Below are 14,196 nucleotides of genomic sequence, written 5' to 3' on the forward strand. Positions count from 1 at the left end.
TTAAACCCTCACATCACGACGGGCATCGCGGCCCCAAATTAAATTGATCATTGCTCGAGAGGCAAATACGCCTGTAAACATACTGGTTAACAAACCTAATCCGAGTGTTAAGGCAAAGCCTTGGATTGGGCCATTACCGATGGCGTACAAAATCACGGCGGTGATCATGGTAGTAATGTTGGCATCAAGGATGGTCGAGAATGCGCTGTCAAAGCCAAGATCAATCGCTTGAGCGAAGCTGCGGCCTTCACGCATTTTGTCCTTAATACGTTCGAAAATAATAACGTTGGTGTCCACTGCCATACCGACGGTTAACACTAAACCGGCAATACCCGGAAGCGTTAGAACCGCTCCTGGTAACAAGGCGATTAAGCCAAGCAAACAAAGCATGTTGGCACAAAGCGCCACGTTTGCTACCCAACCTAAGCGGCGGTACCAAAGTGCCATAAAGGTCAGTGTTAAACCCATACCTAAAGCCAGTGCTGCAAAACCGTTTTCAATGTTTTCTGCACCCAGAGAAGCACCGATTGTTCGCTCTTCCACAATAGTAACCGGCGCAGTTAGTGAACCCGCTCGAAGTAATAGCGCTAACTGCTGTGCATCGTCCATGCTACCTGCCCCAGTAATACGGAACTGGCTACCAAGTTGAGATTGAATAGTTGCGACGCTGATAACGCGCTCACTACGCTCAGTTACACCGCGATCGTTTGTTTTGTACTCTCGGTAAACGGTCGCCATTGGCTTGCCGATGTGAGTTGCTGAGAAGTCACTCATTTTCTTACCACCAGCGTGGTCAAGAGAAATATTTACCTCTGACATGCCCATTTTGTCGACACCAGCACGAGCGTTCACGATGTGCTCGCCCGTTAGAACTGGTCGTTTTGCCAAAATCACAGTACGACCGTCATTATCTTGAAGAACAAGATCTTGGCTGCTGTGTGCTTGGCTCGCATCTTTCACTTCATAAAACGCCAAGCTTGCTGTTGCACCAATAACGTTTTTCGCTTGAGCAGGATCTTGTACACCAGGGAGCTCAATTCGAATGCTCTCTTTACCTTGGCGTTGCACTAGTGCCTCTGTGATACCAAGTTCTTCAATACGACCACGCATGATCTTCAGGTTTTGTTGAAGAGTCGACGATTGAAATTCTTGGATATTTTGTTCACTCGGTTCAAGCACAAAGCCACGAGATGAACTTTTTGAAATCCAGCCCGGGTAGTTTTGACGCAAGAACTTGTTTACTTCCGACAATGCTTGCTCGCTGTCACTGTTTACCGTAATTCGGTTGCCGCTTTCTGCTCGAACTTGCACACCACGAACACGTTGATCACGCAGATTCGCTTTGATTTCATCAATCAACGCATCACGTTGCTCTTCAAACGCTTTATTCACATCAACATTCAACAAGAACTGAACGCCACCACGAAGATCAAGACCGAGTTTAATTGGGCTAAAGCCCATCTCATTCAACCATTCTGGCGCAACCGATACGTATGAGAAAGTGATGCTGTCGTCTTTATTTAGCTCTTTGTTTAACAACGCACGAGCTTTACTTTGCGCATCTTCACCATCGAATACAATGGTTGTTTTGCCGTCTTTTTCGATGATTTTGTCGGCTGAAATATGGTTGGTTTTTAGCAGTTGATTCAGATGAACAACCGACATTTCACTGTTGTTTTGATCCGCAAACGTCAACTGGATAGAAGGCTGTTCGCCAAACCAAGTTGGTATAGCACTTAGGGTTAAAATAATGACCGTCGTGATTAATACGACATATTTCCAAGCTGAGTAGTGATTCATCAGCTTTCTGTTCTTTTGCTGCTTTGGTGTTTTTTTCATGTAAACATCATCCCTTCACAATGAAGTGAAGCTTTTAATAACAAGGCTTAACACACGACAGATGCTCCCAGAATAAATTCAGGGTATGAAATGCTCAGAACGCTCACGTCCTGTCGAATACAATCGTCGTGTTAAGAGTGCACAATGGTGCAAATAAATGGTGTTTAGGCAGAAAACTGACTATTGAGTGCGACGTACATGGCATTGGTCTCTTTCCAACCAGAAATGCGATGATCGCTTGTGAAATGATAAAATGTGGACTGGTTGTGACGCCAGTTAATGTCCATCAAGCTGTATGCGTAACCCGCATCAGCGTAAAACGGAGTAGTGAGATCGCCGACAAAATCTACGTGCTCGTCATCAAGCCCTTCCCGTAAGTAAGACGTCCAGCGCTGAGAGTTAAACAAAGCAACGGAATCGAGACTTGCATGGCCTTCAGATACTGGAGATTGAGAGCTTTCTTCTGAAACTTCAGAAAAATCGACGGAAGAGTTTGGCGATACACTTACGGCTACAAAAGGTTGTAGCTTAGAAAAGTGCGGTACGTGAGCCTTGTGGCCGATTTGCGCAGCAGATACATGCACTGGTAGCAATACCATTGCAAATAGCAGCAAAATCAACTTTCTAAGGTAAATCCAAGGCATAGGAACTCACTAAAAACACAAAGAGCCAAGTTAGGTCACTTGACTCGTTGATAGTATTCCTATTGATTATGGTTCACAACTAAAAAGTTATAAATCTCTGATTTCAGGTTTGCATCGTTATTGCATTTATCAAAACGTCTTTAGAAAACTAGTGTAATTGGTGGTGAGTTATCGATAAAAAATATCGCCCTTATCAACATCTAAGTAGATCTTGTTCTCTTGCTCCAAACCGCCACAATAGATGAAGTAAACGTTGCGCTTTTTGAACGTCACAGAACGAACCCAGCCTCCGAGCTCCTCAAAATCACTCGGATCACAGGTTTCATCGTCTAACAATTGCTGTGTTTTCTTACGGAAAATATCCAAGTGAACTTTTAAATCATCCGACTTCTGTAGGTATTCATCCAATATCTCTAAGCGCTCTTGCTCTTTAATAACTGGCTCTGCATCCGATAACCCTTCAGCATTCAACCATTCGGCTTTTTCTTCTCCACCCTCTTCATAGACAAGATAGCCGGAGATTCGGTACCACCCATCTACTTTTTCTAACACCGATACTTTTTCTCCCTTATAGAGCGTATCGACAACTAAAGCATTAGGGTTAGGCTTGTTGTAAACATTGACACGACGCTCAATAACGTAGTACTCGGTAACTTCCGGGGGAACGGCTTCTAAATCCAGAATCGGTTTGGATGTTTCTTTTTGCAGTGACGATTGCTCGACTTGTGTAGCCTTTGGTGCTTCAGGTTCATCTTTCTGCATAAAGAAGAAATAGTATCCAGCCCCCGCTCCGCCGAGCAACAGCATGACAATCAATGCGACGAGAATTTTCTTCATGCCCTTTTCCTTTTCATTCTTTATTCTTATCCCACCAGCAGCACGCATGTCGTAGAAATTTGGGTATATACTCAAAAGAGCAAGTCAACTAACGCGAGCAATAATGATCAACAGACTCAATTGGATACTACTATTTCTTCTGTTCCCGATAACGGGGCACGCCAATATTCAATGTAACCCATCGTCGTGGAATGACAATCTTACCAAATTCAATCGTTTAGAGTCCAATTACAATCAGCATGTTGAGGTATTCAATACACTTTTGACCGAACATAAACAGCGTCAGTTATTGTCCGAAACCTTTTCACTGCATGAGCTCGTGCTACTTTGGCGTGCCAAGTCGAACCAAAATGTGTTCAAAGCGCAATTAAAAGCATCGATTCAATACAAAGAAGAGCTCACAACTAAAGCGAATCAGCTGCTTAAATTGAGCACACAATCCCAATGGTCAGCAAATGGGTGGGAGATACTGGCCCAGAAGTGCCGCGAGTCAAACAAAACAGCCAATCAAATAACTGCGGAATGGTATAACACCAACGCTTTGGAACTTGCTGAAGATTACAAGCGCCTCTCTTCACAATATCAAACTCTGTCACAAGTCTATGATAAAGAAGCCCGAGCGCTTCAATACGCTCAAAATGTTTCGAAGTAAAAACAGAGCCAGTTTTGAATAGACGATGTTGGTTTTTCACTCCAATATTGGACGTTATTCGTGCTTTTTATCTTTCCTTAGTCGTGAACGATATCAAATGTAAATAATGGGATTGTTCCCTTTGACAAACTTGACTAAACCATGACCAAGACAATCAATTTATAGAGACATACGTCACATTAATGCTTTACTTATGGACATTTTTTGGTTAGTTTAGCCATTAATAAAATTTAATAAAAAGTCACATTTGGCTGGAGATGATGCTACAAACATGGTTATCAATCGATTAAGTAACAGGGAATGTCCTAATGCTACCAAAGCCAAGTTTTTGTCAGTAGTTAGGCACGTAAAAGAGTTCGGTTCAATCAGTGATTTGGATCTTTGTAAAATCTTCGGAGAAACAATATGGAGTGATGGGAGGGAATACCATTCAGCCGCGTTCTCATTCAAGGTTGATAGATACACAGGTAACTGTGAAATCTCACAATACAAAAACCAATAAGGCTTAAGAATTTATTAAGCGGAGTCAGGAAACGGACTCCGCTTTTTTGATCATGGCAATCGTAAAGTCGTGCTCGGAGTATCCCTCAATCAATCGTGTATTCGGACACAGCAACCGACAATAGCGAAAGACACCTTCTTTATTGTGCGACGCTAACATTTTCATGCTGGGTAGTTTGGATTCATCCAACAAGTTAAACACACAACCTTTCTCTGTCGCTCGGTACATTTTATCAATCATTTCAATGGTATGATTTGGGTTGGTGGATTGATAGTTCAATGATCCGGAAGCAAAAACAAAGTCGCAACGAGGCAATACCAACGTTGAGAAGTCGCCACATATAAACTTACTTTGCGTACGAAAATCTCGTTTTCTGGCTTCAGAGATAAACTGTTTTTGCTGATCAATGCCAATATAGCTTTGAGGAAGCCCCCCCGTAAGTTCGATAAACGCTAACAAGTCTCCGTAGCCGCACCCAATATCTAAAATACTTGAACCGTCTAACGTTAACCCTCGGCACAACGCCTCAAAACGGCTGATCTGACTATACTTATCTGCCCATCCCAGAGTTCGGGCTCTGTCTTTACCAAACTGTCTATATCGCTTTCGATGATAGTGGGCAATCTTAAGTCTATCGAAAAATTTCATCTTTCTTATGCATAAATCGGCAAACTGCCATTTCCTTTCACTTGTCTAATCGCCAGGTGGGTATGAATATCTTTCACATTTTCTAATCGCTGTAACTTTCTAGTAAATGTTTCATAACCAGCGAGATCTTTACTGACCACCTCTAACAGGTAATCATAGGCCCCTGATACGACATGGCATGAGATCACTTCATCCATCTCAACAACGGCATGTTCAAACTCATCAATCGAAGAAGCTTGGTGGTTATTTAAACTCACTTCAACAAATACAGTCATCGCGATGCCTACAGTGTCTCTGGACACAATAGCTCGATAACCACTTATTACACCTTCCTGCTCCAAACGCTTAATGCGTCTTGCACAAGGTGATGCCGATAGCCCTACTTGGTCAGCAAGTTCTGCCGTTGTCAGAGTGGCATCCTTCTGCATTAGGTTGATAAGTTGCCTGTCAATTTTATCCATTTATTCTTCCATGCCTTTAATCACCAACAATTAACACTTATACGCAATTTATCACCAACATCAAGCCTAATTACGTCAAACTTTGCCTCCCTTTTGCAAGAGTTTTATTCAACAATTAACACATCATTTACAAATGGACATGTCGATAATGATCTTGGGATACGCAGCTATATTAACGACCTTACTGCTTTGGTCTGGTTTCTTTATTTCTTTAAAAGGGGGCGCAATTTCTGCCTTGCAGCCAGCCGATATCGCGTTAGTTCGCTTTCTAATCCCAAGTATAATTTTATTACCATTTGTGATTAAGCATAAACAGTCGCTGCGCGTAGTGCCTAAACGCTACCTGGTTGGTGTTGTGGTTGGAAGCGGCCTTCCCTATCTTCTGGTCGTCGGAACGGCTATGCATTTCGCTCCCGTGGCGCACGGCAGTGCATTAGTACCTGGCACTTTGCCATTGTTTGTTTCTGCTATCGCGGTACTTTGTTATCAACAGTCGCTGAGTGCTCACCGCTTAATCGGGCTTTCTACGGTGTTGTTAGGGATTTTCGTATTCCTTCTTTCTAATAGCGGCGCAGAGTACAACTGGTCTCAGTTGCAAGGGCATATCCTGTTTCTAACTGGCAGCATCATGTGGGCTGCTTTCACCATCAGCGCTCGTGTCGCTAATCTTAATGCACACGTCTGTGCAGGATTCGTTGCAATCGCGTCTTTGGCTCTACTCATCATCGCCGTTGGTTTCGGGTGGGTAGACAGTTATTTGGTGGTAACACCGTTCAGCCAGTGGCCATGGGAGGAGTTATTTGGCCACGCGATGCTACAAGGTGTTGGCGCAGGTTTAATCGCTTCTTTCACTTTCATTTATGCAATTAGGATCATCGGTGCCGAAGCCAGCGCTGCTTTTGGTTCATTAACTCCAGTCGTCGCGACACTTCTTGCCGTTCCAATTTTTGGTGAACAACCAGATTCTCTCACTTGGTTAGCGCTGATGTTGGTCACATGCGGCAGTATTGTGGCAAGCCAAATCTTTATGAAAGGTGGAATGAGCCAAACTTATCGCCCACCACTTCACAGATAGCGATGATTTTACAAAAACTTATGCCTTACTATCTTGAATAACAAAATGGCGTTTTGATAGCCTCAGCTTAACTAAAAATTAAAACGCCAATGTGATGCCAGCCACTCATACTAAAGATGAACTGCATAGGTTTCTCAAACCGGGAATGAAACTTTCTACTAATTTCGAATTTGGGCCTAAGGATCAATATACGTATTCCACCACTTATCTTGGGATGAAAGAAAATGCTTATTTGATTCTTGATATACCAATGCGTTTGCTTGAAGAGCAAGTGATGAGAAAACTCCCCAACGCCGATATCATCGTGCGTGGAGTATCAGATACGGAGTTAGGCCATGTCATTGCGTTTAAGTCCAGCGTGCTGACGACGACCGTTCGACCATCTCCCCTTTTGTTTATCCGCATTCCAGGAACATTTGCAACCAAACCAGTTCGGGAACATGAGCGTTACAAGTTGCAAATGGACTGTAACGTTATTCATGCAGGGAATGTCTACTACGGTAGCCTTATCGATTTCTCTCTAGCAGGTGTTGGTATATCAACCTTGATTGAGCCCGAATTCAACGTGGGTGAGAGTGTTACCATCGAATGCCCGTTAAGCCACTATATCGGAGAAGAAAATCGATGTGTCATTGCCAACATTAAGAAATTGGCGAAGGGATGGGTAGTTGGAATTAAGTTTGCTAGTTCCATTGAGATGACTCACGAACTAAAAACAGAGTTACTGGAGCAATCCTTTCTAACCAGTAACGTCTGAGCTTACTGCTCGCTAAAGCGCGTCGCCTCAAAGCTGTTGAGTATTCTGTGAACCGTATAGGTCACAAGCAGCGTCGCAACAATAGCAAACAAAATACTGCTCACGCGATACAGCGCACTGAACATTAAGTCACCATCCGGAGTAAGATATTGGCCGAACAAAATGCCTAATGTGGTTAAGCCGCCAAATCCGGCTCCCGAACCGCTAGACTCTTTCACGTGCATATAGCTGAACATCATAGCCCCAATCCAAAGCAATGGGACGATAAACAATAAGGTATCCGACCAATCGTATAATACAAGTTGTCCGACAATACCAAAGGTCACCCCCATCAAGGTCCCCATTGCTCTTTTTCGCGCATACCCTAAAGCACCGTTCCAATGCATAGGAAACAATAAAAGTAAGGTTGTCGCCTGAGCAGACATAGAGTCACTGAGGTCAAATAGCTGGAATACAAGGAAAGACATTGTAGCGATACTCGCCCCCATAAGGGCTTCATGACGCATTCGATGACTCTGTTTAGGCTGCGACGGTTTCGCTGGTGGCTGACGAGGTTCCGCATCGGGAATCAAAAATGTCACCACATAAGCAACGATCACTGAAATAACATTCGCTTGCAGGTTGCTAAAGATTAGATCATTTAAGTCAGTGGTTGGATAACTCGCAAAGTGCAGCATGATGCTTAAGCTCAGTACGCTGTTCGCTCCAAATAAGAACAAGCTCCCTTTTGACATACAGGCGAATTTATATAGGAACAACCCGAATGCAATGATTGTCATCATGCCTGGGTGCCCACTAAATAACCCACCAAGAATGCCAACTTCTAATCCACACACAACCGCTGAAAAAATCAGTTGTCGTGCGGCATGTAGACTCATGACTGGCACCATTCCAAGTAACAGCATCGGAGTTACAGTAAAGAATACGCCATAGTTCCAACCAAATATTTTACATAAAGTGAAACCAATGGTCGCACCAGTTGCAATGCGCAAACACTGCCGGAAGTCGTTTTCCGACATGGGGTGGTCCCATAACTTCATATCGCCTCCTCGTTAATAAATATAATGAAGAAGACTCAAGAATTGGATCTGGCATCTCGCTAACCAGCCAGATAATGCGTTTTCTGGCAACAACTGCACGGTTGCTCGTGCCCCTGCTGGAAATGCGCGCTGCTGAGGTTCATCGATAGCTAGATGTAAACGTAAGCGCTGCGCGTCTCTCACCCAACGGTTTGAGTCAGTTGGTGTTGCTAAGCGACCATCCGCATCGAATTGACCCGAGCTGACCCCGGCATCCACACTCGTAATACGAGCTTCAAATACATCACCAGGCAAGCTATCAAAAGCCACTAACGCACGGCTGTTCTGATTAAAGTGTCGTAAACTCTTTTCACGAAAGTCGGCAATGATATCCACGTCATCGGAGACTAAAGCGACAAGAGGTGTACCAGCTGCCGCATAGGCCCCCGTCTCCAGCTGCAAGTTAGCGACAACACCATCATGTTCCGCCGAGACTTGAGTGTAAGACAGATTCAGTTCCGCTTGTTTTAGCTGGTTTTGCGCCACGCGGATATTCACATTCGTCGCGCCTAAATCACCGCGGTTTACTTCCAACTCTTTTAAACGAGCACGTGCGGCCAGTAAGTTCGCTTTAGCTGCCGTTGCACTACTCTGTGCGTCATCACGCTGCTGTTGCGAAGTACCATTACGGTGAAACAGGGTATTAAGACGTTTCGCTTCGCGAACTTTTTGTTCCGCCACGATTTTGCTCGCTTCAACGTCTGCTTTTGCCGCCGCAATAGAAGCATCAAGTTGTTCGTTGTTTTGAATCACACGCTCAAGGTTAAGTTGAGCCTTTTCTACGGCGAGCTGATAAGGCTGGGGATCAATCTGAAATAGTAGATCGCCTTGGCTTATTTCTTGGTTGTTGGCAACATAAAGATGTGTAATCTGCCCACTCACACGGGGGGCCACTTTAGTTACCACACGCGTTGCCATTGCCTGAGGCGTCAACGGCATGGCGAGATCTGCAACTAGAAAATAGGCAAAGACAAGGACAAACGCGACGCAAGAATATTTGATCCAACGTGCGAATTTTTGATCTGGAGTCATAGGCGTTTACTTCTCTTTTTATTCGGTTTTCTGACTTATTCGCTAAGTGAATCAAGCGCATTGTGAGCAATCTGATCAAGAATCAATGAAAGCTGCTGAAGTTCCTGGTCGTTGATGTCCGTTAGGAGCTTGCTTCGAACTTGAAGAATCCGAGCCTCCATTTGCTTTAGTAGGGTTTTCCCCTCTTCTGTGAGGCTAACAATACGTGCTCGCTTATCATGTTCACAGCAATGGCGAGTGATCAGAGATTGCTCTTCTAATAATTTTAATGTTCGCATCAACGACGCTAACTCGATCTCAAGCGCTTCAGCCAAATGCTTCTGACTGATGTTGTCACCCATTCGATAAAGCTTCCATAACGCAGTCCAACGCGGATACGTTAGGTTTAAAGGCTCTAACTCGCGATCTGCAACCATTTTCCATAAACGAGCAACACGAGATAATTTTTCAGCCAGAGAAAGGTCTCGCAAACTGTTGATGTCTTGAATCATAAGATCTACTCAATTACTTAGCGTGCTAAGTAATATAAAATAGTTAGCACGCTAAGTAAATATCTTTTTGTGATTGAAATCACGTTGGGTGCGTCAGTGAAGGGGCAGAAATCTAAGTAACACAACACGATGTTTGAATTTGAAATGCAGCGATGTACACAACAAACGTCGAGACCAATAAAGTCTGATTTGTATAAGAGTAAAAGGGTCAGATACAAAAAAGCACAACCCACAGTCATGGTGTTGTGCTTTTCAGATAATGAATAATTGGATTATCCCGTAGTGAGCCAATTCCTTATGTTCGCTCAACTAAGAACCGCTGTTTAAAATCCACAAATGCTTCATGGAGCGCATTTTCTTTAATCGGCTTGAGAAGCACGTAGTTCGCACCCGATTCCATAAAGGCGTCACTGGTTTCTTTCGCGGTGTCAGCAGTACACGCATAAATTGGCGTGCCTAGTTTCAGCTTTTGTCGGATCTCTTTGGTCGTTTCAATTCCACCAAGATGCGGAAGTTGGTTGTCCATCAGTATCAAATCGTAAGTATGATCTTTTAAGAATTCCATTGCTTCTAACCCATCTTTCGCCCAATCAACCTGCATTTTGTACTTGTTACAAAACGCTTTTAGAATGAATGCGTTAGTATGGTTATCCTCTACCAACAACACTTTGAGACTCTCTGTAAATAGTTCACCTGGCTTAACTCGCAAACTCGAATCAAGAGGGGTGAGTACTCGCTCACGATCTTTCACTGGCATTGTAATGACAAAAGTCGTTCCTAAGCCTTTCTGACTGCGGACTTGAACATCACCTTCCAGCATGTCGACAAGGCTCTTCACAATGGTCAGCCCTAAGCCACTGCCACCGTATTCTCGAGTCGTTGTTGCTTCTTCTTGAACAAAAGGTTCGAACATTTGGTCGAGTTTGTCAGACTCGATGCCGATACCTGTATCCGTAATTTCCACGACCAGCACGCTATTGTCAGCACCATAGAACTGCTCCAGTTCAGCATGCAAGCGCACGCTACCCGAGGGCGTAAACTTTACTGAGTTACTGACTAGGTTGAATAAAATTTGGTTCAGACGAACTTGGTCAGTAAAGATTTCAACATTGGGATCTATTTTGTTTTCAATGACAAGGTTGACGCCTTTACTTTCACAAATAGGACGATAAATGTTTTCTAACGTTCGAATTGTATCAGTGAAAGAAAACGGGTGCTTTTGGATATTAAACTTACCCTGCTCAATCTTCGAAAAGTCCAAAATATCATTCAAAACAGCAAGTAAGTGCTCACCACTATGTCGAAGTACGTCAATTTGGTTATTCTGCTCTTCTGTTTCCACAGAGTCTTTTAGCAATTGAGCAACCCCTAAAATTCCATTGATTGGCGTTCGGATCTCATGGCTCATTTTAGCCAGAAAGTCGGCACGGGCTTGAGCAGATTTCTCTGCTTCTTTGCGCGCCAAGTTACTCTGTTTTTCCGCCTCAATTAGCGTGGTTATATCCTGACCTTGAACAATAATACCGCTAATATCTCCATCAACTCGAATCGGCGATAAGTTCCAGCGATATACTTTGTCTCCAATTGGCACATTAACGCCTGTCAACGTAGCTCCCTGAGCCGCCATGCGAAGGTGTGGCATCAACTTTTCTTTGAAACCTTTGAACACTGGGTGCATGGTTTCAATATCGTTTTCCATGACTAACTCTTTGCGTGCTGCCGGATTGATTTGGACAAGCACACCCGATTCAGACCACACCATAATAGGAGATAACGCAAAGTTAAACAGGTCGCGGAAAGAGCGCTTTTGTGCTTCAAGCTCTTCAAAAGTGTTTTCTAGTGTCGAACCAATATGATCGAATTCCTCAATATCTGACCCCTCAAAACGCTCAAATCCTTTTTCTTCACGAGCCGAGCGGGTATATGCCATCAGGGATCCTAACTCTTCAACTACTCGATTCTCGATCCATTCTTTAGTCATTAGCGCAATCATGACCATACCGATAACTGAGGCTAGCATTGCTAGCAGGTGTTGGATTTGCAATGTCACCACGCTCTGATTGTCTTGCACAGTAAGCAAGCACAAGTCAGTCTCGGCGGCATTTACCTCAATAGGGGTTTTGATGATCAATAATTGGTCAAGCTTGTGCTGGGACTCTCGTCGTTTGAGTACGTCAAATATTTGATAAGCCTCATCTCCTACTAATGAGCTTGCCAATGGTGTGTTGTTAGCGACCAACACAACATTGTCGACGTTGCCTTCATTTTTTAACCTTTCCATCAACCCAAAGTTATTATCTAAAACAACAACATTGTAAGAGTACCCCATCACTTCACCGGTTTTAGGTTGTAAAACGGGTACGCGACGAAGTAACAGATGGCGAGTTCCCATCGGGGTCTGTGAGGGTAGATAATACCAGTTGTTGCTAAAGGTCACCTGACTGGCAAGTCGGCTAAGTATCAGATTGTTGATGCCATAGAAATGCGCGTTGCCATCGTCCCAAATAATACCTTGATGATCGGTTAGGAAACGAAACTCTGGTGTATGGGAAGGATCACTCTGGTCAATACTCATGAAAAAGTAATTGAGTGCCTCTTCATCACGTTCTGTATAAAAATCCAATACAACATCACTTTTCGAATTGCTGTTGTGATGAATCTGAATCGCTGCAAAATGGCTATCAAAAATGTTCAGGATCAGGGCAGAGGTCTGCTGCTTGGTTCGGTCGACTTCCTGCCAAATAATCTGCTTCGAGAAGTAATAACTCTGAACAAAGATGCCTAGAATGATCGGAGCTAGTACGAGAATAATTATTTTGGTAATAAGCGTCGACAGTGAGCGACGCTTTCTTGTTTTTGATGTAGTTGTCATCAATTATCTGAGTATCTAAATGCACGTTTTCTTAATGCTTCAATTCTTTCTGGAGAGTCCGATTTGGTAACGACTTCAAAATCACCAGAGTAAACGGTGGGAACTGGCTTTCCTTCTAAATCCCACTTAATGGCCTCAGCCATTGCAATACCTGTATCATCGTTCATACGCATAACGGTAACGTCTAACTCCCCTTTAGAAAGCGCCTCTAACTCTGCTGAACCGCCGCCCCAACCATTGATCATGACATCGTCACGACCTAACTCTTTAAGAGCGTCAACAGCACCTAATGCTACATCGGTAGAACACGCGTAAATGAAATCAACGTCCGGATACTTCTCCAAACTGGCTTTTGCAGCTTCATACCCAGATTGCTTTGTTGCTTTGGTGTAGTAAGCAGATTGTAGTTTAAATTGATTATCGCGGTTCACTTGGTTGATAAAAGTGTTGCCTCTGATGTCACTAATGTAGCCCTCTGAGAAGTAGAGAACACTATAGTGGCTATGTTTAGGGAAACGCTTGCCAAACTCAACGGCCAATTCACGACTTCCTTCTGCGTGGTCGAAACCAACATAAAGAAACGGCTGATGATGTTCCCAATCCCTAACAGGTGTGGTGATATTTTGTAAAATTAACTTGGTTTTCTTTGAATCTAAGACATGCTCAACAAACTTACGATGTCTTGTGGTATCTAGAGTAAAGATCAAGTAATCGGAGTTGCTTTTCAGCGCCTCCATTAAAGACAAACTTTGCTGCTTTATATCTGCATTAGGACGAGTAAACACCTGATTTAGTTGATAGTCGATATCAAGCTTATCTAGGCGTTTTTCAAACGCATCGATGTTTCGAATCCAATAATCAGAGATCTGCTGCCCTGGATAAACAACAGAAATTTTCAGTGGACGCTTCTTGTCTTTTGCTACGGGTACAGGGGTTTCTCTTACCACTTCAGCCAACGCACTAGTTAGCTGCTTCTGTTGTGGAAACTGGTCTAAAAACTCTTGATATGCCCAATACCCATTAAGAACTTGGGTGGCCTGCACATTCGGCGCAAAAGCGGCCATTGAAATCAGGGAGAATACTAACGCTTTTTTCATCTACTGCTCTTTTAGCTTTTTTATGAGCCTAATTCAGCTCTATTCATTACCTAGCCGAGTCATCCTATACTCTTGTAATCTACCTTCCTCTTAGTGCCTGTTTCAATAGTAAATTGGTTCTTGGTCTGAGTGGATGCAAATAAAGTACATTGAGTCGCTTCCTTTGTCTCGATGACGTAGAGACATTTCGCGCTTTTCATACTCAGGACC

13 protein-coding genes are annotated in these 14,196 nt (G+C 43.6%); 3 read left to right on the forward strand and 10 right to left on the reverse strand.

Going from position 1 to position 14,196, the window contains the following annotated elements:
* The 3 genes from secD to R7P67_RS06250 all read right to left on the reverse strand — a co-directional run bounded on the left by secD (position 1) and on the right by R7P67_RS06250 (position 3,320).
* Positions 1-1,839 carry a protein translocase subunit SecD gene (gene secD, locus R7P67_RS06240; RefSeq protein WP_005373570.1) on the reverse strand — a complete coding sequence of 613 codons (1,839 nt, stop codon included), beginning with the start codon at positions 1,837-1,839 and terminating at the stop codon, positions 1-3.
* A gap of 164 nt (positions 1,840-2,003) precedes the next feature.
* Positions 2,004-2,483 (reverse strand): hypothetical protein, encoded by a 480-nt coding sequence (locus tag R7P67_RS06245; protein ID WP_262652697.1) that lies wholly within the window; start codon positions 2,481-2,483, stop codon positions 2,004-2,006.
* Positions 2,484-2,651: 168 nt separating this feature from the next.
* Positions 2,652-3,320, reverse strand: a complete 669-nt coding sequence (locus R7P67_RS06250; RefSeq protein ID WP_005385650.1) for an SH3 domain-containing protein — start codon at positions 3,318-3,320, stop codon at positions 2,652-2,654.
* A gap of 103 nt (positions 3,321-3,423) precedes the next feature.
* Here R7P67_RS06250 and R7P67_RS06255 point away from each other — a divergent pair, with 103 nt between their 5' ends.
* The gene (locus R7P67_RS06255; RefSeq protein ID WP_318085914.1) at positions 3,424-3,972 is read left to right on the forward strand and encodes an ATPase; all 549 of its coding nucleotides are present in this window, start codon (positions 3,424-3,426) and stop codon (positions 3,970-3,972) included.
* A gap of 526 nt (positions 3,973-4,498) precedes the next feature.
* On the opposite strand, the gene R7P67_RS06265 is transcribed toward R7P67_RS06255, so the two are convergent.
* A complete protein-coding gene (locus tag R7P67_RS06265; protein WP_005373579.1) occupies positions 4,499-5,122 on the reverse strand; it encodes a class I SAM-dependent methyltransferase in 624 nt (207 codons plus the stop codon).
* Positions 5,123-5,127: 5 nt separating this feature from the next.
* Positions 5,128-5,583, reverse strand: coding sequence for an Lrp/AsnC family transcriptional regulator (locus tag R7P67_RS06270; RefSeq protein WP_005373581.1), 456 nt, complete (start codon positions 5,581-5,583; stop codon positions 5,128-5,130).
* 148 nt (positions 5,584-5,731) lie between these two features.
* Here R7P67_RS06270 and R7P67_RS06275 point away from each other — a divergent pair, with 148 nt between their 5' ends.
* The gene (locus R7P67_RS06275) at positions 5,732-6,658 is read left to right on the forward strand and encodes a DMT family transporter (RefSeq protein ID WP_017635181.1); all 927 of its coding nucleotides are present in this window, start codon (positions 5,732-5,734) and stop codon (positions 6,656-6,658) included.
* 94 nt (positions 6,659-6,752) lie between these two features.
* On the forward strand, positions 6,753-7,415 hold the full coding sequence (locus R7P67_RS06280; RefSeq protein ID WP_005385643.1) for a flagellar brake protein: 663 nt from the start codon (positions 6,753-6,755) through the stop codon (positions 7,413-7,415).
* 2 nt (positions 7,416-7,417) lie between these two features.
* Here R7P67_RS06280 and R7P67_RS06285 read toward each other — a convergent pair whose 3' ends face one another.
* From R7P67_RS06285 to R7P67_RS06305, 5 genes are all read right to left on the reverse strand, one after another.
* Positions 7,418-8,455, reverse strand: a complete 1,038-nt coding sequence (locus R7P67_RS06285) for a DUF2955 domain-containing protein (RefSeq protein ID WP_171344205.1) — start codon at positions 8,453-8,455, stop codon at positions 7,418-7,420.
* A 12-nt stretch (positions 8,456-8,467) separates the two neighbouring features.
* The gene (locus R7P67_RS06290; protein WP_005373588.1) at positions 8,468-9,526 is read right to left on the reverse strand and encodes an HlyD family secretion protein; all 1,059 of its coding nucleotides are present in this window, start codon (positions 9,524-9,526) and stop codon (positions 8,468-8,470) included.
* A 35-nt stretch (positions 9,527-9,561) separates the two neighbouring features.
* Positions 9,562-10,017 (reverse strand): transcriptional regulator SlyA, encoded by a 456-nt coding sequence (slyA, locus tag R7P67_RS06295; RefSeq protein WP_005373589.1) that lies wholly within the window; start codon positions 10,015-10,017, stop codon positions 9,562-9,564.
* A 295-nt stretch (positions 10,018-10,312) separates the two neighbouring features.
* On the reverse strand, positions 10,313-12,889 hold the full coding sequence (gene luxQ / locus R7P67_RS06300) for a quorum-sensing autoinducer 2 sensor kinase/phosphatase LuxQ (protein ID WP_167416149.1): 2,577 nt from the start codon (positions 12,887-12,889) through the stop codon (positions 10,313-10,315).
* A complete protein-coding gene (locus R7P67_RS06305; RefSeq protein WP_104976231.1) occupies positions 12,889-13,986 on the reverse strand; it encodes an autoinducer 2-binding periplasmic protein LuxP in 1,098 nt (365 codons plus the stop codon). The genes luxQ and R7P67_RS06305 overlap by 1 nt, the downstream gene beginning before the upstream one ends.
* Between the last annotated feature and the right edge of the window lie 210 nt (positions 13,987-14,196).

The sequence above is a fragment of the Vibrio sp. Vb0937 genome, from assembly GCF_033338855.1.